The organism is Guptibacillus algicola (genome assembly GCF_020171805.1).
In the GTDB taxonomy this organism is placed as follows: Bacteria; Bacillota; Bacilli; order Bacillales; family Guptibacillaceae; genus Guptibacillus; species Guptibacillus algicola.
The window spans coordinates 366,053-384,993 of the sequence record NZ_JAIVAF010000003.1; the positions used below are offsets into that span (position 1 = coordinate 366,053).

Annotated in this window: 26 protein-coding genes; 23 read left to right on the forward strand and 3 right to left on the reverse strand. The window is 41.1% G+C overall.

What is annotated here, in order from left to right:
• Window positions 1–60: 60 nt before the first annotated feature.
• A complete protein-coding gene (locus LCM09_RS09410; protein WP_224880930.1) occupies window positions 61–474 on the reverse strand; it encodes a hypothetical protein in 414 nt (137 codons plus the stop codon).
• A 260-nt stretch (window positions 475–734) separates the two neighbouring features.
• Between LCM09_RS09410 and LCM09_RS09415 the strand changes: the two genes are divergently transcribed.
• The 19 genes from LCM09_RS09415 to LCM09_RS09505 all read left to right on the forward strand — a co-directional run bounded on the left by LCM09_RS09415 (window position 735) and on the right by LCM09_RS09505 (window position 15,537).
• Window positions 735–1,886: an MFS transporter gene (locus tag LCM09_RS09415; protein ID WP_224880932.1), complete on the forward strand. Its 1,152-nt coding sequence runs from the start codon at window positions 735–737 to the stop codon at window positions 1,884–1,886.
• A gap of 18 nt (window positions 1,887–1,904) precedes the next feature.
• Complete coding sequence (locus LCM09_RS09420) at window positions 1,905–2,939, forward strand: serine hydrolase domain-containing protein (RefSeq protein WP_404800804.1); 1,035 nt, start codon at window positions 1,905–1,907, stop codon at window positions 2,937–2,939.
• A 31-nt stretch (window positions 2,940–2,970) separates the two neighbouring features.
• Window positions 2,971–3,546, forward strand: coding sequence for a histidine phosphatase family protein (locus tag LCM09_RS09425; protein WP_224880937.1), 576 nt, complete (start codon window positions 2,971–2,973; stop codon window positions 3,544–3,546).
• Window positions 3,547–3,597: 51 nt separating this feature from the next.
• On the forward strand, window positions 3,598–3,813 hold the full coding sequence (locus tag LCM09_RS09430) for a hypothetical protein (protein ID WP_224880938.1): 216 nt from the start codon (window positions 3,598–3,600) through the stop codon (window positions 3,811–3,813).
• 23 nt (window positions 3,814–3,836) lie between these two features.
• Window positions 3,837–4,055, forward strand: coding sequence for a DUF3953 domain-containing protein (locus LCM09_RS09435; RefSeq protein ID WP_224880940.1), 219 nt, complete (start codon window positions 3,837–3,839; stop codon window positions 4,053–4,055).
• A gap of 12 nt (window positions 4,056–4,067) precedes the next feature.
• Window positions 4,068–4,778, forward strand: a complete 711-nt coding sequence (locus LCM09_RS09440) for an alpha/beta hydrolase (protein WP_224880941.1) — start codon at window positions 4,068–4,070, stop codon at window positions 4,776–4,778.
• Between the two features lie 119 nt (window positions 4,779–4,897).
• Window positions 4,898–5,461: an RNA polymerase sigma factor gene (locus LCM09_RS09445; protein WP_224880943.1), complete on the forward strand. Its 564-nt coding sequence runs from the start codon at window positions 4,898–4,900 to the stop codon at window positions 5,459–5,461.
• A complete protein-coding gene (locus LCM09_RS09450; RefSeq protein WP_224880944.1) occupies window positions 5,442–6,212 on the forward strand; it encodes a hypothetical protein in 771 nt (256 codons plus the stop codon). The genes LCM09_RS09445 and LCM09_RS09450 overlap by 20 nt, the downstream gene beginning before the upstream one ends.
• Complete coding sequence (locus tag LCM09_RS09455) at window positions 6,196–7,068, forward strand: ABC transporter ATP-binding protein (protein ID WP_224880947.1); 873 nt, start codon at window positions 6,196–6,198, stop codon at window positions 7,066–7,068. The genes LCM09_RS09450 and LCM09_RS09455 overlap by 17 nt, the downstream gene beginning before the upstream one ends.
• Window positions 7,065–8,192, forward strand: coding sequence for a hypothetical protein (locus LCM09_RS09460; RefSeq protein WP_224880949.1), 1,128 nt, complete (start codon window positions 7,065–7,067; stop codon window positions 8,190–8,192). The genes LCM09_RS09455 and LCM09_RS09460 overlap by 4 nt, the downstream gene beginning before the upstream one ends.
• A gap of 126 nt (window positions 8,193–8,318) precedes the next feature.
• Window positions 8,319–8,876 (forward strand): MEDS domain-containing protein, encoded by a 558-nt coding sequence (locus tag LCM09_RS09465; protein ID WP_224880951.1) that lies wholly within the window; start codon window positions 8,319–8,321, stop codon window positions 8,874–8,876.
• A 28-nt stretch (window positions 8,877–8,904) separates the two neighbouring features.
• Window positions 8,905–9,363, forward strand: a complete 459-nt coding sequence (locus LCM09_RS09470) for a GNAT family N-acetyltransferase (RefSeq protein WP_224880952.1) — start codon at window positions 8,905–8,907, stop codon at window positions 9,361–9,363.
• Window positions 9,364–9,492: 129 nt separating this feature from the next.
• Window positions 9,493–10,533 (forward strand): zinc-binding dehydrogenase, encoded by a 1,041-nt coding sequence (locus tag LCM09_RS09475; protein WP_224880954.1) that lies wholly within the window; start codon window positions 9,493–9,495, stop codon window positions 10,531–10,533.
• Window positions 10,534–10,665: 132 nt separating this feature from the next.
• Entirely contained in the window at window positions 10,666–12,006 is a 1,341-nt protein-coding gene (locus LCM09_RS09480; RefSeq protein WP_224880956.1) for an FAD-binding oxidoreductase, read from the forward strand.
• A 116-nt stretch (window positions 12,007–12,122) separates the two neighbouring features.
• Window positions 12,123–12,857: an alpha/beta fold hydrolase gene (locus tag LCM09_RS09485; protein WP_224880957.1), complete on the forward strand. Its 735-nt coding sequence runs from the start codon at window positions 12,123–12,125 to the stop codon at window positions 12,855–12,857.
• Window positions 12,858–12,865: 8 nt separating this feature from the next.
• Window positions 12,866–13,360, forward strand: coding sequence for an HIT family protein (locus LCM09_RS09490; protein ID WP_224880959.1), 495 nt, complete (start codon window positions 12,866–12,868; stop codon window positions 13,358–13,360).
• Window positions 13,360–13,755, forward strand: a complete 396-nt coding sequence (locus LCM09_RS09495) for a VOC family protein (protein WP_224880961.1) — start codon at window positions 13,360–13,362, stop codon at window positions 13,753–13,755. Before LCM09_RS09490 ends, LCM09_RS09495 begins: the two co-directional genes overlap by 1 nt.
• A 102-nt stretch (window positions 13,756–13,857) precedes the next feature.
• Window positions 13,858–14,367 (forward strand): nucleotidyltransferase family protein, encoded by a 510-nt coding sequence (locus LCM09_RS09500; protein WP_224882902.1) that lies wholly within the window; start codon window positions 13,858–13,860, stop codon window positions 14,365–14,367.
• Window positions 14,368–14,457: 90 nt separating this feature from the next.
• Window positions 14,458–15,537, forward strand: a complete 1,080-nt coding sequence (locus tag LCM09_RS09505; protein WP_224880962.1) for an AI-2E family transporter — start codon at window positions 14,458–14,460, stop codon at window positions 15,535–15,537.
• Window positions 15,538–15,580: 43 nt separating this feature from the next.
• On the opposite strand, the gene LCM09_RS09510 is transcribed toward LCM09_RS09505, so the two are convergent.
• The gene (locus LCM09_RS09510) at window positions 15,581–16,060 is read right to left on the reverse strand and encodes a hypothetical protein (RefSeq protein WP_224880964.1); all 480 of its coding nucleotides are present in this window, start codon (window positions 16,058–16,060) and stop codon (window positions 15,581–15,583) included.
• A gap of 94 nt (window positions 16,061–16,154) precedes the next feature.
• Window positions 16,155–16,496, reverse strand: a complete 342-nt coding sequence (locus tag LCM09_RS09515) for a DUF192 domain-containing protein (protein ID WP_224880966.1) — start codon at window positions 16,494–16,496, stop codon at window positions 16,155–16,157.
• Window positions 16,497–16,907: 411 nt separating this feature from the next.
• Between LCM09_RS09515 and LCM09_RS09520 the strand changes: the two genes are divergently transcribed.
• The 4 genes from LCM09_RS09520 (at window position 16,908) to LCM09_RS09535 (ending at window position 18,916) form a co-directional block, all read left to right on the forward strand.
• Complete coding sequence (locus tag LCM09_RS09520; RefSeq protein WP_224880968.1) at window positions 16,908–17,069, forward strand: Flp family type IVb pilin; 162 nt, start codon at window positions 16,908–16,910, stop codon at window positions 17,067–17,069.
• A 76-nt stretch (window positions 17,070–17,145) separates the two neighbouring features.
• On the forward strand, window positions 17,146–17,646 hold the full coding sequence (locus LCM09_RS09525) for an A24 family peptidase (protein WP_224880970.1): 501 nt from the start codon (window positions 17,146–17,148) through the stop codon (window positions 17,644–17,646).
• A complete protein-coding gene (locus LCM09_RS09530; RefSeq protein WP_224880972.1) occupies window positions 17,643–18,017 on the forward strand; it encodes a TadE family protein in 375 nt (124 codons plus the stop codon). Before LCM09_RS09525 ends, LCM09_RS09530 begins: the two co-directional genes overlap by 4 nt.
• Entirely contained in the window at window positions 18,017–18,916 is a 900-nt protein-coding gene (locus tag LCM09_RS09535; protein WP_224880974.1) for a pilus assembly protein TadG-related protein, read from the forward strand. The genes LCM09_RS09530 and LCM09_RS09535 overlap by 1 nt, the downstream gene beginning before the upstream one ends.
• Window positions 18,917–18,941: the final 25 nt, after the last annotated feature.

The window sequence follows — 18,941 nt, forward strand, 5'->3', positions numbered from 1 at the left end:
CTAGTCGTGCTAACACGAGCAGTCTACCTTTTGCAGTGTTATGTAATTTGGTCTAGCTTTTTAAAAGAAGAATGGCAATAAAAACGCAAAACCAGCACTAATCCAGCTAGCTTTTCCTAGAAAACGGTCTGGTAGTAATTTGGTTATTTCGAACATGACAGGATAGATGGTTGCAACTAAGAGAACGATGAAACTGAAATGAAAGAGCACAGGAAATAGAACGATGGTAACGATACTGGCAAGCACCATATACATTCCAAAGCCAATAAAGAACCTTCCTAATTCAAAGCGATTTGCTAGTTTATTAATGAGAAATGAAAATGGAAATGCAACAATTAAAAGGCCTGGGTAAATAAATGAATAACCTAGGAACAGTCCGGAGCCAAAGGTACTATAAGGTCCGTTACTAAAGGTGTCGGCTATTACTAATGATGAAACAAACCCACTTAAGATTACAGCTAGAAAATTTCTCAAGGTTTCACCTCTTTTCTTATCTGTTATTAATCTAGGTTGCCATTACGAGGGTATCACATCTAGCTTTTTATAAGTAATTATTTGAGCATTCTGATATCTGGTATGTCATTTTATGTTAATCTTAAAGGTGGAATCCATAACTTCGACATAATATGAGCGAATGCGGGTGGTGACAGGCACTGGAACAAAGAGCAGAACAAATAGACAGTGAATCAAATGAGATTCCTACTCTAAGAAAGAATTATCCCGTTTTTAGGTTTATGGGTGGGAATCTCATTTCATTTTTTGGAGACCAAATTTATCTCATTGCTATTCCCTTGATGGTACTAGCATTAACAGGTTCGCCCCTCAGCATGGGGATTGTGACAGCACTAGAGAGGTTACCTATCTTGCTTCAACCGTTAACTGGTATTCTAGCAGATCGGTTCAATCGAAAAGTGTTACTTCAAATCTGTGACCTTACTAGAAGCATCCTGATTGGCGCATTGGGATTGTTATTTATCTTTAATCATTTACATATGTGGCAGCTTTACTGTGGTGCGTTTGTTATTGGTATATTGAGCCAAATTTATAATACCTCACAGTTTGCGTCAGTTCCGGGATTGGTTCGAAAAGATGACTTGCAAGCCATTAATTCGCTTAATACTGGCATCTTTAATACGGCTGTTTTTGTTGCGCCGGGGCTAGGCGGATTGCTTATTTCACTCTACAATCCCGGTTATGCGTTACTGATTAATAGCTTCAGCTTTTTCATCGCGTTTCTAGCTGTAACGAGTATTGCGATGAAACCGTCCAACATCAATTCAAAGGGAAAGGGAAGCTTCATAGAGGATATTCGAGAAGGCTTTCAATTTGTTATCAAAACAAAGCCTATTTTATTTACAAATTTGGCAATGCTTGCGTCAATATTTGGTACAACGTTATTCCTTACAATGATGGTTTTCCATTTGAAAGATACGATTCAATTAAGTGCAAACGAAATTGGATGGTTGCTTTCAGCAGGTGGGGTTGGGGCAATCATCGGGGCTATTGCCACAAGCTGGTTAAGAAAGAGTCTTTCGTATCGTACGATTCTTTTTACAGCGTCTATCGTCGGAGGTCTATCGATCGTTTTGTTTGGACTTTCTGATTCCTATTTTGAACTGCTGGTATTAAACGGTGTTGGTACCTTTGCAGCATCGATGATGAGTCCATGTATCGTAACCCTTCGTCAAACGTTAACGCCTGATCGCTTATTAGGAAGAGTACAAGCGACTAGTCGGTTCATGACTTGGATTTTGATGCCTGTCGCAGCCTTCTTAGCTGGCGTGATGTCTAGTCAAATCGGTACAAATGACACAATTGTCATTGGTGGAGTGGTTTCGACGCTTGCTTCCTTCATTTATCTCCACTCTTCGTTAAAAAGTAATTAGAGTAATGACTAAATTTAAATGACTGGAAGTGATATTTTGAAAGATTTAATCCAGTGGAACAAATTAATATCTTGGGTAGATGAAATAAAAGATAAAAACCATAGCACGGCAGCTGCACTTCTCATCATGAAGGACAATGAAGTACTCTTAGAACATTACAGCGGAAAGCACTCAAATACAAAAGACGCGCGCCAAATCGATCATCAGTCTCGTTTCAACGTTGCATCCGCAAGGAAGAGCTACTTAGGGTTAGCGGTTGCTTTTGCGATCCATGAAGGGAAAATCAAAAGTTTAGATGATTATGCGGCAGACTACTTCGAAGACATGGATCCTGATTTGCTTGGTGAAACCACGATCAGGCATCTCGTCACACACTCACATGGTCTTGATGAATACATTAACGGCAATCTCATTAGAGAGTTTGAACCAGGTGAGAAGTGGGCGTATCGTGGTGTCAATATCGTCATGATGACAAAGCTCATACATCATGTATACGGTAAAAGTTTTCCCGAGCTTCTAAAGGAGAGAGTCTTCAAACCCCTTGGCTTTTCGAAGACATGGTGGGAGATTTCGGATTCGGAAGAACTCGTTAGCGTAATCGTTAATCCTGAGAACGAAGGAGAGCGAGCGCTAGGTACAAGTGAAGATGGGTTAGATAAAAACCTCTTTGTTAATACGCGTGAGTTTGCTGAGTGGGGCAATCTCTTTCTTAATAAGGGTAAAGTGTACGGACAACAATCTGTTCCAGAAGCAGTGATTGAAATGGCAACCACTATTCAGAATCCCTCTTATTCCGATAAAGAACTACCGCAGAACGGCTTCTTTTGGTTCGTTCAGGACGAGCCGCGTGAACGAAGTGAGATTGGGAGTCGCGTTCCTCGGGGCTCATATCAAATACTGGGTGTAACAGGACCTACGCTTCTCGTGATTCCAGAATACAACGTCGTTGTCGCGAAAATGTACAATAAGCGCTATAACTATGGTGGGGAACACTACTTATATTACCTTAAAGAGTTTAGTAATCTTGTTGCCGATTCTTTTGATAAGAACTAAACATACATAAAGACTAGGAGGGGACAAATCCATGCCGACAATTGGATTAGTAAGACACGGAGTAACAGAATGGAATTCACTAGGGAAAGCACAGGGACATTCGAATATCTCCTTAAATGATGAAGGGAAAGCTCAGGCAGCAAAGCTTGCCGAAAGATTAGCAAAAGAAGATCCCTGGGACGTAATCCTAACGAGTGATCTTACACGCGCAAAGGAAACGGCAGAAATCATCGCTTCAAAGCTACCAAACACGCCAGTTATCGAGCGAGAAGCTCTTCGTGAAATGCACGGCGGAGAAATCGAAGGAACAACAGAGGCTGAGAGAGTTGCGAAGTGGGGAGAAGATTGGCGCAATCAAGATCTCGGAATGGAAAAGCGGCAGGACGTTGCGCAAAGAGGCGGCGCGTTTTTAGAAGAATTAACGAGTGCTTACAAAGGAAAAAGGGTTCTCGTCGTTAGCCACGGCGCTTGGATTGGAATTACGCTTGAATATTTATTTCCAGAAGATTACTCCTATGCCCTTATCGACAATACATCTCTATCGATCATACGAAAAACAGACGAAGGATGGCATAACGTTCTTTTCAATTGTATCTCTCACTTGTAACCATGTTTGGGAACATTGCAGATTCAAGCGAATGAATCTAGGAGGGATAGATTGAAAAGAATACTTTCTAGCAAGTGGTTCGGTTATCCATTTATTCTCTTTTTGTTACTGAGAGATTACAGAAATCAATCACTTCTTTCAATCGTAGGACATGTAGGAACGGCAGTAGGGATTGGAATCATCGTTTCACTCATGGCTTACTCCATCCAAAATCAGTCCATTATAAAGCTTTTCATGAAAAACAAAAGTAGTGAACGAGAACACTAGGTAAAAGACAGAGGTGGCTAGTTTTGATTACAGTATTAAAAATTATTTTATCAGTCGTAACGGTTGGATTATCAGTCATCGCACTTGTAACCGATCGTATCGGACTCATGCCATATATGATGTTTTCTATGGGATCGCTCATGTTAGTTACAGGAGTCGCGGAATGGAAAGGTAATCGCAGAGGGTATGCTGTACTGTCGATGTTGACATCAGTTTTTGTGTTTACCGTCACTTTTTTATAAAGGTATGAGGCTATGAGACAGATCTTACAGAATAACCTACCATACTATTATTTTGAGGCAGCGAATGTACCTAGCTCTAAAACCATCTTCATCTATCATGGCTTTGGCAGCACTGCGGAAGGATCCTTTGACTTGGCGGAAACTCTCGCGAACAAGGGGTATTCGGTCGTGCTTCCTGAGCTCATTTTTCACGATTCAAGAAACCCTTTCACGAACCATTTTCAACCTGAAATCATGCAAACGTACTTTTGGAAAACCATCTTCCAAAGTATAGACGAATTTTCATCGCTCGTTGAATCTATTGGGTTGAAGAAAGAACAGGTCATTCTTGTTGGAAGCTCGATGGGTGGCTTTATTGCGAATGGCATCGCTAGAAAGGTAGCCGGTCTTGCAGGGCTAGTAAATGTGGGTGGTTCTGGTTCCTTCGTTCTTTCAGAGACCCTCTTTCGAGAAAGCGATGGTCGAAGTGATATACCGAGCGAACTGTTAACTAGCTTGAAACACTATGACCCAGTTGAGCGAAAGAGCGGGAATGTACCTACTCTTCTTCTTCATGGAGAATGCGATGACATTGTATCGATTCAAGGTCAGAAAGACTATTATCGCTTTTTGATAGAAGGTGAAGCACGGAGTAACGTTACATTTCGAAGTTATCCTAGTGTGGGTCACGAGTTTACTACTGACATGGTTAATGATGTGGTCGAATGGTTACATCATCGATAATAGGATTTCTCGGAACTTCTTTTAGAAGGAGTTCCTTTTTTTATGCCAACTTCGGAATCAAAAAAAGTTTTTTAAAACTTTTTCTCCATCGATTTCGTTTATTTGGGTGAGGTGAAAATATGTTGAGCGATCAAAAACTTGTGAAGGAGATCCAGTCTGGAAATCAATCTGCCATGGATGTATTAGTGAAGCGCCATTACAAGCTCGTCTATTCATTTGCGTATCGGAAAACGTCCGACAAAGAGGTGGCGTATGATTTAACGCAAGAAATCTTCATCAAGATGCTTAAGAAAATTGATTTGTACGCTGCAAAAGGTGAGTTCAGAAACTGGCTGCTTACGTTGACCGTAAACCACTGCCGAGATTACTATCGATCGAAGGCCTACAAACAAGCATCGAACAGTAACGAATATGAAGATAACCTGTATCGAGAGAAGGATGATGTTACCTATATTTTTGACAAAAATGAAACGAGAAAGGAAATAAAAGGTGCATTAAACACTTTGCCGACCATTCAAAAAGAAGCAATCATTCTAAAATATTTCCATGACATGAAAATATTTGAGATCGCTGAAATCACGAACACAAACGATTCCACAGTGAAATCGAGAATTAGGCAAGGGATGGAGAAGTTAAAAGTCTTATTGATAAGGAGTGACTCTCGTGAAAGAGGAAAGTGTTGAAGAAGAAATCGCAAATTATTTAGAACATTATACAGTTGAATATCCAGATGACGATGCGATCGACCAAACGATCGAAAGTCTTCGTGCTTATGTTCCGGAGCCTCAGTCAAATGGTGCTGCGATTCGTGAGAAGCTTCAGGGTCTGTTGAGACATTCGGCTAGGGAGATTTCGGTCATCGGATCGTTGTTCTGGGTTATGAACGTCATTTTCTTTATCTGTGGGTTTAGTTATGTATTATTCTTTGAAGGAGATCCCTATAGTACGATGTTTTTCCTCGCTCCTATTCCATTTTTAATAGGTCTCGGTGAAGTTTTCAAAGGAAGAGAAGCCGGTTTATATGAAATTGAACTAGCTTGTAAGTACTCGGCTCAACATATCATGATGTCTCGCTTGTTTGTAATTGGAACTTACAATTTCGTGATAAGTGCGGTATTAATTTGTGCGCTGTCGGTAACGATCGAAAATATCCTGTTACTAAAATTAGTCGGATACTGGATTTTACCAACAACGCTTGTATCATCGGTCGGTCTATTTTTGACCATTCGATTCAGAAGTTCCATTACTGTACCGGTCACTCTAGCGATTTGGTTTACAACTAGCATGATGATTTCCCAATCAGTCGACATGAAGAACTATCTCGAGTCGCTTTCGGCTGGCGTATATTCTATCGCGCTCATCGCGTCATTAGTGTTCCTGTTCCTACAAATTAATCGAATCAAGCGAGGTGTACGTATTGAAGCTAACGATTGAAAAAGTTACGAAGTCATACGGAGAGAAAGTAGCCGTGAACGATCTTTCCTTTGAATTAACTGAAGGTGTTTATGGATTTCTAGGTAGCAACGGATCTGGTAAAACCACGCTGATGAGAATTCTGGCTAGCGTCTCAAAACCTACATCGGGAAGGGTTTTGTTCGATGGTGAAGACATTCGTACGTTAGATGAAAAGTACCGAGACATGCTAGGATATTCTCCTCAACACATCGGCTACTACAAAAACTTCACTGTTCAGAAATTCATGTTGTACATCGCATCGTTAAAAGGCATCGAGAGGCAGCAAGCAAAACAAAAAGTGGATGAGCTATTGGAGCTTGTGAACCTAACTGAAAACAATAAAGTGAAGATGAGTAAGCTTTCTGGTGGGATGAAACAACGTGTTGGTATCGCGCAGGCACTACTCAATGATCCGCAAATCTTGATTGTCGATGAGCCTACAGCTGGCCTCGATCCTAAAGAGCGCGTTCGCTTCCGAAACTTGCTATCGAAGATCTCGGCAAATCGTATTGTCTTACTTTCAACTCATATCGTTTCAGATATTGAGTTTATCGCAAAAGAAGTGATGATTTTAAAAGAAGGAGTGCTGATTCAAAAGGAATCTCCTAAAAAGCTACTAGAAGGAATCAGAAATAAAGTGTGGACAGCGACAGTAAACGAAGAAGAGGTAGCCGATCTTCAGGCTCACTTTCGATGTGGGAATATCGCTCATAATGACGAAAGGTTCGACATTCGCCTTTTAAGTGAAACGAAACCCCATTCAAATGCGGTGCAAACAAAGCCTAACCTCGAAGATTTGTATTTGTATTACTTCGAGGAGGATGGTGTTGCATGAGGAGCTTATTAGGATTCGAACTGTATAAACTGTTCAAACAAAAAATGATCTATCTCACGTTTATTGGATTACTTATCATTACATCAAGCTACATGCTGAACTTTGAGCGCCCTTCAGACGCTGAGAAGGAGTTATATAGTAAATGGGAAGGAACATTGACACAAGAAAAAGTTGAACGATCTCAAGTTGAGAATGAAAAACTAAATGTGCTTATTGACAAACGCGTAGAGGAAATGGAAGAAAAAGGTGAGGTGGGTGCTGCTTTTTCGGAAGAGGAGGCAACTAAAGTAGGAATGTATGAGACCATTGCTTTCATCCAGGGTGCGGATGACCGTACAGCGCTCAGGTTGAGCGAACTAGAAGGTGAAGAGTCCCTTAGTACAGCTCTTGAAACTTCTATTCTAAAGGAAAACGACTTCTCCTATTTTGCTTATAACAAGGCACCTCGTGAAATCATTGATTACACAAGTACTTTTTCTCTAGTTGTAACTGGATTGATGCTCATGATCGGCCTATCTGGAATGTATTCGAGAGAATACAGTTCAGGCGTAGAAAACTACATGCTAAGTTCTAAGAGAGGCAGAAAAGATCTCGCCCGAGCAAAAATAATCGCAGCACTCATCTATACATTCATTATTGTTGTCATCGGAGAAGCTTGGAACATCATAAGTAAAATCTATCTGTTCGGAAACGAAGGCTGGTCGACTACGATTCAGTACATATTCAAGTATCACTTCTCTCCGTTCGGTTTCAGTATGATCGAATATCATCTTATCCAACTCGGTATTCACCTTTTAGCTGCTTTCAGTTTTGCCTTATTAATCCTTTTCATATCATCACTTTGCAGAAATGTACTTGTTTCCTTGATTGTTAGCGGAGCGATTTTTGGTGTGCCATATTTCATCGTGGAATTAGTGCAGATGCCGACGTGGTTACGTGAAGCATTGCAATTCTCTTATTTATATATCATGAAGGTGGATTTTTTATTTACTAACTTCAATGCTATCAACGTATTTGGACAGCCAATTCTCTATCCATTCGTTGCTATTTTGTGGATGCTCATCCTCTCTGTTTTGTTTGCTTACACAACTGTTAGGGTGATGCGTACAAAGCAAGTCGCATAAATGAATGAAACTCTTTAGAGAGGAAAAGCTAATCTGTCAAAGGATTAGCTCTTTTTTTGTCAAATTAGTAAACAGGGTGAAAATCTTTGTAGTAAGAAAGTAACGCTAAATTAGAGGGGTGATGGTTTGAAAAGTAAAATGAATCAGTTGTTCGAGGACAGAAGATGTGTTCATGTGCTTTATGCTTACAGTGGAAGATCGAATTATATTAAGCAAGTCGTTGGTTTTATCCAAGATGGCATTCATGCAGGTGATCACGTGATCCTGATTGAAAATGAACCTGTCTACCGGGTTATTCATGACGAACTTTCCAAGCTGCTAACAAAAAAAGAGATGTCCTACGTCCACCGAATCAACAACTTTGATTTTTACTTTTCTAGTGGAAGCTACCATCCTCCTGCGATTGTAGAACATTTCAATAAAGCGGTACAACCGTACGTAGAGAAAAATGTTAAATTCAGGTCTTGGGCGCACGTGGAATGGGCATCGATGGAAGAACCTCTCCATATAATAGAAGACTTTGAGAGGATTGTAGACAACGCTGTTAATGAGTATTCGTTCCCGTTGATTTGTGCGTATGATGGGGAACGAATGCCTGACTATCTTATTAAGATTCTAATGGAAACACATCCATATATTCTTATGGAAGAGGATTTTGTGATGTCGAAACAATATCAGGCTTAGTCAGCAATTGTAAAGAGGAGAGGCTACAATGATTACGTTACGTAAAATGACTTCTAGTGAGTTTACGTCTTTTCTTGATTCTGCCGTGGAGCGGTATGCAGACGAAAAGGTGAAGTCGAACAATTGGAATCAACGTGAGGCACGGTTGAAAGCAGAAGCGGAGTATCATTTGCTTTTGCCACTTCAAGAGAATACAGAAAATCATTATTTGTATACAGTAAGCGCTAATGATGAAGCCGTTATTGGTTCAGTATGGGTAGAACTGAAAGAGAACGATAAAGCATTTATTCGTGACTTTCACATTCATTCAGAACATCAAGGAAATGGCTTAGGCAAAGCCGCTATGAAGGAAATCGAACGTGTAGGGGAAGATCTAGGAGTTAAGAAAATCGGTCTTCATGTGTTTGGTCATAATACCATCGCGAGAGGATTGTATGAAACGTTAGGCTATGAGACCACAAACGTGATGATGATCAAATCACTATGATATAATCTCTGCACGATGTGGAATGCTAAGGAGAGCTGTGATAGGCTCTTTTTTTTGACCACATTTTAGCAAAGTGAGAGCTAGCGAATCACTTTACATACTCAACTCTAAGCGAAAGGTGATGAACGTATGAAAGCTGTTCAAGTAACAGGGTATGGAGATGTTAATAAGCTGCAGGTTGCTGAGGTTCCGATTCCTGAGCCTCGAGAAAACGAAGTTCTTGTAAAAGTAAAAGCATGTGCCATTAACAATACAGAGATCTGGATGAGAGAAGGCGCATATGGAAAGGGTTCGAAATCCGGTTGGCGACCTGAAGGCGTCCAGTTTCCTCGTACCCCTGGGTCAGATATAACGGGACAAGTTGTTAAAGTAGGGGCAGAGGTTGATGAGTCGATGAAAGGGAAGAATGTGGTTCTCTTTCCATTTACGTCGAGCGGGGAAGAAGGCTCAGAACATATTTCCGAAGACATGAGCTTTATCGGATCAGAATATGATGGTGGTTATGCAGAATACGTTGTCTGGCCTGCAGAGCTATGCTTTGATATGCCGCTATCTAACTATATCGAAAGTGCTGTGTTTTCGGTTAGCGGGATGACGGCTTGGCACATGGTGGAACAGATTCAGCCAAAACCAGGTGAAACGGTGATGGTGACTGGTGCGAATGGCGGCGTTGGGTCGTTAAATGTTCAGATTGCTTCAAAAGTGTTCGGTGCTAAGGTCGTTGCGATCGTCGGTGATCTCGCTCTTGAAGAAAGAATGAAGGAACTTGGAGCGACGCATGTTCTATCTTATAAGTCAGAAACCCTTGCACAAGATATACTCGATGCGAACGGCGGCCCGATCGACTCCGTACTAGACGTTGTTGGTGATGCTCTATTCGAAACATCACTTCATGTATTGAAAAAAGGTGGCAAGTTCTGTACGTCAGGTTCTGCTGGTGGACAAAAGACAGAGCTTGATTTCCGAACGCTGTATTTAAAACATATCACGCTATACGGCTCAGTTCTTGGGACGCGTTCCGAATTTGAGAAAATGTTAAACGCAATTGCAAATGGAAAAATTCAGCCAGTCATCGAGAGAACGTTTCCACTCGAAGCGGCGAGAGAAGCACAAACGTACTTCAAGAATGCTGGAAAGCTTGGAAAGATCGTTTTATTGCCAGAAGAATAACGCTTACGTTTGACCCGTCAATGGTGACGGGTTTTTTTTTAGGCTGATACCCAACTTTTTCATATACAAAAGCTACCCAATTGCTTTCATGAACATACACTGCTGTAGTACTTAGAAAAGGTGGGCGAGAGGATGGCAACGGAATTAACGGGACGAATCGTTTTACCTGGTGATCCAGCGTATGACAAAGCAAGAGAAAACCTTAATTTGTACCAACCAAAGTTTCCGGGGGCAATTGTGTTTTGTCAGGAGGAAAAGGATGTATTACATGCCTTAGCATTTGCTCGAGAAAAAGGTTTGCCTTTTCGAGTCAGAGGTGGAAGACATAGCTATCAAAATTTCTCGATCGTTGATAATGGATTAGTGATCGATTTAAGTGAGATGAACGATGTAACCGTTAATGTCCCAACAAAGACGGCGAAGGTCTCTGCGGGTGCAGATTTAGGCAAGGTGTACAATACGTTATGGAAATATGGTCTCGCCCTACCAGCTGGTACAGAATTTAGCGTTGGAGTTGCAGGGTTAACGCTAGGTGGCGGCATCGGGTATTTGTCGAGGCTCTTCGGATTAACATGCGATCATCTTCTCAAGGTGAAGATGGTTGTGCCTAAAGGTGAGAAGGGTGCAGACATTATAGAGGTGACGCGAGAGCAGCATAACGATGTATTCTGGGCATGCTGTGGTGGAGGTGGCGGGAATTTTGGGATCGTCACAGAGCTCACTTTTCGCACCCATCCGATCGACAACGTCTCGGTTTTTAAAATCGAGTGGGAGTTCGATCAACTCGAATCAGTTTATGAAACGTGGCAGGGGTGGGCTCCTTTTACCGATGATAAGCTAACGTCCACGCTCGAACTTCATGCAAAAAGTCAAAATGTGATCAGATCTCTAGGTCAGTTCGTAGGGTCGAAAAAACGATTGATCGAATTGATTAAACCGTTAATTCAGGAAAATAAACCGAAGAAGGTGCAACTCGCCTCTCTACCTTTTAATAAAGCATTTAACTATTTCAACGACCCAGCTGGGAATAAGCCATCATTCTTCAAACGATCTGGGTCATTTGGCTACAAGCCTATACCGAAGCGTGGGATCAAGATTATGAAACGGTTCTTAGAACATGCGCCAAATGACAGTGCTGCAATCTGGCAACAGTCATTAGGAGGGGCAGTTTCAGAAGTGGAGACTAAAGATACTGCTTTTTATCATCGAGAGGCTCTTATCGCTCAAGAGTACAATACATCTTGGACGAACGAAGAAGAAGCGAGGGAAAACATTCAATGGGTAGTGGCATTACGAAAACAAATGCGTCCTTATACAGATGGTGACTACGTCAACTGGCCGGATCTGTCCATCCGTGATTGGCCTAAGGCATACTATGGTGAAAACTTTCATCGATTAAGAGAAGTGAAAACAGCAGTAGACCCTTTGAACGTGTTTACATTTCAACAAAGCATTCCACCATTTCATGAATAGAATCAGATGCTCTCGGGTGAGGGCATTTTTTTGTGTATACGTTTTATTAGTCATTGAGTTAATCCCCTTGTTTTGAAATAATTGATTCAAGCAATATAGCAAAGGATTTGGTGAAAATGACAGTTGGGAAGAAAGTGAAGATTGATCGCACTGACCTCTATTATGAGATAGAAGACAATGACCACGAAGTTACCATCGTTTTCGAATCGGGTTATGGATGGTCTCTCGATAACTGGGATCCTGTCAGAAGAGAAGGTAGCGAGTTTGCTAATTTGTTTTTTTATGATCGAAATGGTGTAGGGGAGAGCGAGCGTTCTGACATTTCTAAAGATAGCTTACAGAGTGCTATAAACCTTAAAAAGCTATTATTAAAAGCTGAAGTCTATCCTCCCTTTCTGTTGATCGGACATTCATATGGCGGCGTCATCGTAAGGTTGTTCGCGAATTTGTATCCTGAACTAGTAAGTGGCGTTATTCTTTTAGACTCTGTTCACGAAGATCAAAATCATCAGATGGTTCCTTTGTTCGATCATGAAGTTCAACAAGAATATTTGGAACAATTCCATGTCGAGGCTACTCTTACTGAGTTTGAAGAAAGTCTTGAACAAGTTCGAGGGAGTGACCTTTCTTCAGTTCCACTAGTCGTGATGACAGGTGGGACGCAACCCCATCATACTAGTGCATCCATGCGGAAGTGGATGGATTTTCAGCGTAAACTCAAAGAACTTTCAACCGATAGTAAACATGTGTTTGTAGAAGAAGCAGGACATGCCATTCATCATGATGATCCTCAAGCTGTTCTGAAAGTGGTAAGAGACATGGTGGAAGGTATAAGTTGTGCTACTAAATGAGGGAGGGGATGACAGAAATTAATAGAGACTGGAAATTGGACAGAATTAATTCTGCTCATCGAGGAGAAAATCCTTATGTTATTGCACGAATGAAAAGTGGTTTTGCAGTTATTGGAGATACGCAGTTTCTACCTGGCTACTGTGTGCTGCTTCCATCGGCAAAGGTCGATACATTAAATGATCTCGATCATGAAGAACGAGCTCACTATTTACTAGATATGAGTTTACTAGGGGATGCGATTGAAAAAGTGTGTAAACCAAAACGTGTGAATTATTCGATCTATGGTAATACGGATACATATTTACATGCTCATATCTTTCCAAGATACAACTGGGAACCCGTTGAAAGACAAGTGAAGCCAGTGTGGTTATATCCTGAAGAAAAATGGACTGATAAAGAACATCAGTACAACGATAATGAACATCTACCTATGAAGGAACGACTAAGGGAAGAACTCCGAAAGCGAATGAGCGAAATTTACCCTTCAAAGGAGGAAAAGTAATGTCAGCTGGTCACCTCCATCACGTTGAATTATACGTGTCAGAGTTAAAGAGAACGATCGATTTCTGGGAATGGTTACTTGAAGAATTAGGTTATCATTCATTTCAGAAGTGGGAAGAAGGCCATAGCTTTAAGATTGGAGATACATACATCGTCTTTGTTCAAGTTGAAGAACGGTTTCAGGAACCTTCTTATCACAGGTGCCGCGTAGGGTTGAACCACCTTGCTTTCCATGCAGCATCGCGTGAGCATGTGGATGAGTTAACGAACAAGTTGCGAGCAAAAGGGGTGCCCATTCTCTATCAAGATCGTCATCCATATGCAGGAGGTGACGATTATTATGCCGTTTTCTTTGAAGATCCTGATCGGATAAAAGTAGAGATTGTCGCTCCATGAGAAATGCATCATATATTAATGGTTTTCGAATTGAAATGAAGGGTGGAGAAAGTCATAACGAACGAAGAGGAATTGCTTTTGATTGTAAAAGAAGATTCTAAGATGATGCAGGTGTTAACTATAGTAAAAACTCTTAATCTTCCTGACTGGTGGGTATGTGCAGGTTTTGTGCGTTCGAAAATTTGGGATCGTCAACATGGATATGATCGTGCATCACCGTTACCTGATGTGGATGTCATTTATTTTGATAGTGATCACATCAATGAGGATGAAGAAGTGAGGTTAGAGAATCAACTAAAGAATATCGATGGAAATTTCCCATGGTCAGTGAAGAATCAAGCAAGGATGCATGTTTTAAATGATTCATCACCGTATGAATCTTCCGTCGATGCCATCTCGAAATTTCCTGAAACGGCAACTTCACTTGGCTTGAAATTGGATGAAGATGATCACTTAATTCTCGTTGCGCCTCATGGGTTAGATGATGCATTTAAGATGAAACTAAGACCCACACCGCATTTCATGAATAATGAACGTAGTTGGATTTATGAAAAACGAATAGTAGAAAAAAACTGGAACTCAAAATGGCCAAATATAGAAATTACCTCTTAATTTGAAACGCTGTTTCAAATTTCCTGTTATGAAGGCTCCTTCTTGTGGTATATGGTAAAAGCGATTACTTTTACGTAGAGGAGTTAACATATGTGGATTAAACACGATTTTTTTAAATATATGACTGGTGCAATTCTTGTTCTTATCTTATTTTTCTTTCTTGCTAAATTAGATTTCGTCAAACCGGTCATAACGATTATTAGTACGCTTTTTTATCCAATATTGATCGCTGGGTTTTTGTATTACATCATTAAGCCCATCGTTCGTCTTGTGAGGAAAATCCTGTTCGTTCCCGATCTTGCAGCAATTCTTCTAGTTTTCGTCGGGATTGGTGGGCTTCTATATGGCGGGTTCAAGCTCTTTGCAAAAACGATTTCAGAACAGGCTACTAGTATTATGAAAGATCTGCCAAAAAAGCTCGAGAAGTCAGCTGGAGAAGCGCAAAAAGCGATTGAGAAAAACGACATGGGTATGGTTTCAGTAGGGAACCTGAGACATAAAGCAACGAGCTATCTTGGGGAAATTACACAAAATTTTGGAGATAATATTACTCAGGTTATTTCTGCTCTAACGGGAGCTACAACGGTTTTGATCGTTGTACCGTTCGTTCTTTTTTATTTCTTAAAGGATGACCATAAACTGATTCCTTACTTGTTGAAGTTCATTCCAGGAAATCATCAGGAGGAAGGTAAGAAGATTCTTAGCAATATCGATGATACCGTAGCTGCCTACATTAAGGGTCAAGTCATCGTAGCAGTTGTTGATGGTGTACTTATGTATATTGCTTATTTAATTCTCGGCCTTGATTATGCACTTATTCTTGGCATGTTCGTGACACTAACAGCGGTCGTTCCGTTCTTTGGTCCGATCATAGGTGTGATCCCAGCCCTTGTAATCGGTCTTACGCAAGGACCGACGATGGCACTTTCAGTACTAGTGGCGCTTGTTATCGTTCAACAGCTAGAGGGTAATCTCGTAGCGCCGATCGTGCTAGGTGGTAGATTGAACATTCATCCACTAACGATTATTTTATTGCTCATTGTTGCCGGAGCACTTTATGGATTTATCGGAATGCTGATCGCGATTCCGTTTTACTCGGTTATCAAGGTGATCATTAAGAACTTTTATCAATTTTATCGACTGAGGCAGATGCAACAAATTAGTGACTAAACAAAAAGACCGGTATGGCGTAATCGCCTTACCGGTTGTTTTTTTATTCGAAGGTAACGTCATGTTCTGAAGCTAATTTCTGAATGCCCGTGTTGTACGCTTCCATCAATTCCTTTGCTTCATCAAGCTTTGCGTTTGCTTCTTCAACTAGTGCGGCGTCTTCTTGTTCGAATGCTTCTACAAGCGTTAAGAACCCTGCGTGCTGAGTTTTAAGCGATGTGACATAAATTTCATGAACCTCTTGAAGTTCTGCTGTTTCAATCGTTACGGCCTCGACATCCTCAATGTAATCCGTATACTTTGGTATCACATCGTCGATGAGGGTGGCGTAAGTAGTGTGATCGTCCGTGCTATTTGCTCCTACGACGCTGTCATATGTGCCAATGATCAATTTCTCCTCTTGAAGTAATGGCGTCATCGAATCTTGCCAATAGCTAACCAAATCATCTTGCACCTCATCACTACAACCGACTAGCATCACGATGAGCAAAAACAAGCCGAACGCACTCAAAGCTTTTCTCATTTGAACACCCCCCTCTTAACGATATTGACAGAGGAGGAAGTCTATACCAAATGGACAAGACCCTGAAAAAAATATTGGCTAGTCCTATAGGGTACTAAAATTGTAGATAATCGTGTAACTGAATTTCAAAATCATAAATAGCACCACAAGGTAACTCAAGAACAGAGTGGGCGTCTTTGACAGGTAAGACAAAACGCCATGGTTTTAAATTTGGAATGAGCTTGATGACGTGGTTCTCTTTATTAAGAAACACCGCATCGATTGGGAAATGCATAAAGCACATGTGGATCGAGTTACACGGTGTGATCAAAAGAGCTTCCAGGTCGAGCGGACGTTTACGAAACATCAAGCCTCTAAGTCGTGTAGCGAACGTGTCAGCATGTTGAATCGTGTGTGGTATTGTTCGATATATCATACGTTCAGTGCGTTCGCTCATTTTGATCAATCCTTTCGTTTCTTCATTAAATTCACTATATACCAAGGGTTGATCTTTCTCAACAAGAAATTAGAGTGCATATAACATCACAAACATTTACAAATAAAATGTAAAAAAGATGTTTACAAATTCGTTATTGAGAACTACAATAAAAGTACAGAAGTTCTTTAAAAAGAACAAAAGAGCAGACTAGATCACTATAATGAACAATAGCGAACCAATGCTCCTGATGTTCACTATCCAAAGGGGGTTTGAAATGAGAATAGCGTAACTGCATAACCGTGCTATGTTATTACTTTCTTCAAGGTCTCTGGATCATACTTAACGCAATACTAAGGTACTAATGTCACTGTAGGTGTAGTAGACACAGGTTCTCTTATCTAACCAAAAATCACTTAGGGAGGAAACAAGATGATAAAGAAAATAAGAGCGTTCGTAAGAGAAGAAGAAGGTCAAGGAATGGCGGAGTATGGTTTGATTCTTGCTGGGGTAGCGGTTGTGGCCGTTGTAGCGTATAACGAACTCGGAGATAGAATTCTTGCTGTTGTAAGAAATGTTGTAGCATCATTGTAATCAGTTTTTCAATAAACCAAAGATCACTAGCCCCACTTTCACCGGTGGGGCTAAATTTAAAATATGAGGTACTAGTATGATCTACTGGATCCTTGCAAGCACATTACTTATCTCGTTATATACAGACATTCGTAATCGAAAGATACTTAACATCGTTACATTTCCAGCAATGCTGTTAGGGGTCGTTTACTATACGATCACACTTGGATTTGAAGGATTGCTCTTTAGTGTAGCAGGATTACTAGTTGGTTTTCTTCTGCTTATTATCCCTTACTTACTAGGAGGAATGGGTGCAGGCGATGTAAAATTACTCGCTTCAGTAGGCGCACTTACAGGTGTTACCTTTGTTCTTCATTCGTTTGTTTACACTGCATTAGCAGGAGGGGTCATTGCACTTATCTTACTTGTTAGAAGACTAGAATTTAAAAAGCTTTCTCCTCTATACTTACTCTCTTTCTTCTATTTATTAAAAAACATAACGTCTAGTAACGATGACAAACCACGGATCACCTTTCCATATGGAGTAGCGATCACAGTTGGGACGTTGTGTACGTTCTTCTTAGGAGGGATGATATGAAATCAGAAAAAGGGCAATCGATGGTTGAATTTGCGTTAGTTCTACCCGTGCTCGTAATGCTGTTATTTGGAATCGTAGATTTTGGGAGAATCTTTCACGCGTATTTAACGATCGATCATGCCAGTCGTGAAGCTGCTCGATCAGCGAGTGTTGGAGAAGATGATGCGACCATTCGAGCAGTTGCAGTAGATAACGGAACGAGTATTAGCCTTTCAGGTTCACAAGTTTCAATTTCTCCTGGTGGAAAGAAATCTTCAGGCAGTGAGGTAAGGATCACGATCAACCATCATATTAATTTCCTCACGCCAGTAATCGCATCATTAACAGGTCCAATCGATTTAACAAGTACAACGGCGATGAGGGTGGAGTGATGAAGAAACTTCTAATGATGGTATCAAACCAACGTGGAAGTACGATGGTGATGGTTGCAATCAGCATTACAGTTCTACTGGGTGCAGCGGCTATGGTTGTTGATGTAGGGCGGATGTATCATGAGAAGAGCACCCTACAGAACGCAGTCGATGCAGCGGCTCTAGCAGGGGCACAGGAATTAATTACAAGTAGGAATAAGGCGACGACTGTAGCAGGTACCTATGCGGAAGAAAACGGCTATCCCGTTTCTTACTGTGACATAAGGACTGGTGTCGACACGATTCAGGTTTCACAGGAAACAAAAGTCCCCATGACATTCGCGAAAGTCTTCGGGATGAAGAACGCGAAAGTAAGTGCCTCAGCGAAAGCGAAGATAGGTCCAGTTTGGCCAACAAAAGGGATCACGCCGCTTGCAATCGAGTACACTGCGGTCCCACATCAAACAGAGCTGAAGTGTAGTAACACGGGTGTTCTTAGCGGGAACTGCGGCTTTCTTGATATCGGAAGTAACGGTGCGAAAGGATTGGCAAACAATATCATCAACGGTGTAGAGATTCCTCAAGGAACAAAAACTGTACAAACCGAGCCTGGTCAGATGTGGGGACCTGTCAAAGGTGCATTCCAAACGCTGATCGATAATGATGCCGGAAAAGCGCATTGCCAAAGCGCGACTTCTGCAGACCAATCGTGCGATCGGATGATCATCCTTCCATTGATCAAGTCCTGGGATGGTGTAAATGGGAAATCCTCCGTTGAAATTGTAGGGTTCGCATCGTATTGGTTAGACCGAGTCGATGAGCCGAAGCGTATCGTAGGGAAGTTCAAAAAGATGATCACATCTGGTGAAATCGATGGATCGCAAACCGGAAACGTTTACGGAGTGAAACTAATCAAATAAATGACTGTCATGGGAAGGTAAGGAG

What these genes read in the sequence shown, in the direction of transcription:
- LCM09_RS09415 (WP_224880932.1), top strand. Translation starts at nt 735, where the DNA reads ATGGGTGGGAATCTCATTTCATTTTTTGGAGACCAAATTTATCTCATT.
- LCM09_RS09420 (WP_404800804.1), top strand. Translation starts at nt 1,905, where the DNA reads ATGACTGGAAGTGATATTTTGAAAGATTTAATCCAGTGGAACAAATTA.
- LCM09_RS09425 (WP_224880937.1), top strand. Translation starts at nt 2,971, where the DNA reads ATGCCGACAATTGGATTAGTAAGACACGGAGTAACAGAATGGAATTCA.
- LCM09_RS09440 (WP_224880941.1), top strand. Translation starts at nt 4,068, where the DNA reads ATGAGACAGATCTTACAGAATAACCTACCATACTATTATTTTGAGGCA.
- LCM09_RS09445 (WP_224880943.1), top strand. Translation starts at nt 4,898, where the DNA reads ATGTTGAGCGATCAAAAACTTGTGAAGGAGATCCAGTCTGGAAATCAA.
- LCM09_RS09460 (WP_224880949.1), top strand. Translation starts at nt 7,065, where the DNA reads ATGAGGAGCTTATTAGGATTCGAACTGTATAAACTGTTCAAACAAAAA.
- LCM09_RS09470 (WP_224880952.1), top strand. Translation starts at nt 8,905, where the DNA reads ATGATTACGTTACGTAAAATGACTTCTAGTGAGTTTACGTCTTTTCTT.
- LCM09_RS09475 (WP_224880954.1), top strand. Translation starts at nt 9,493, where the DNA reads ATGAAAGCTGTTCAAGTAACAGGGTATGGAGATGTTAATAAGCTGCAG.
- LCM09_RS09480 (WP_224880956.1), top strand. Translation starts at nt 10,666, where the DNA reads ATGGCAACGGAATTAACGGGACGAATCGTTTTACCTGGTGATCCAGCG.
- LCM09_RS09485 (WP_224880957.1), top strand. Translation starts at nt 12,123, where the DNA reads ATGACAGTTGGGAAGAAAGTGAAGATTGATCGCACTGACCTCTATTAT.
- LCM09_RS09490 (WP_224880959.1), top strand. Translation starts at nt 12,866, where the DNA reads ATGACAGAAATTAATAGAGACTGGAAATTGGACAGAATTAATTCTGCT.
- LCM09_RS09495 (WP_224880961.1), top strand. Translation starts at nt 13,360, where the DNA reads ATGTCAGCTGGTCACCTCCATCACGTTGAATTATACGTGTCAGAGTTA.
- LCM09_RS09500 (WP_224882902.1), top strand. Translation starts at nt 13,858, where the DNA reads ATGATGCAGGTGTTAACTATAGTAAAAACTCTTAATCTTCCTGACTGG.
- LCM09_RS09505 (WP_224880962.1), top strand. Translation starts at nt 14,458, where the DNA reads ATGTGGATTAAACACGATTTTTTTAAATATATGACTGGTGCAATTCTT.
- LCM09_RS09510 (WP_224880964.1), bottom strand. Translation starts at nt 16,060, where the DNA reads ATGAGAAAAGCTTTGAGTGCGTTCGGCTTGTTTTTGCTCATCGTGATG.
- LCM09_RS09515 (WP_224880966.1), bottom strand. Translation starts at nt 16,496, where the DNA reads ATGAGCGAACGCACTGAACGTATGATATATCGAACAATACCACACACG.
- LCM09_RS09520 (WP_224880968.1), top strand. Translation starts at nt 16,908, where the DNA reads ATGATAAAGAAAATAAGAGCGTTCGTAAGAGAAGAAGAAGGTCAAGGA.
- LCM09_RS09525 (WP_224880970.1), top strand. Translation starts at nt 17,146, where the DNA reads ATGATCTACTGGATCCTTGCAAGCACATTACTTATCTCGTTATATACA.
- LCM09_RS09530 (WP_224880972.1), top strand. Translation starts at nt 17,643, where the DNA reads ATGAAATCAGAAAAAGGGCAATCGATGGTTGAATTTGCGTTAGTTCTA.
- LCM09_RS09535 (WP_224880974.1), top strand. Translation starts at nt 18,017, where the DNA reads ATGAAGAAACTTCTAATGATGGTATCAAACCAACGTGGAAGTACGATG.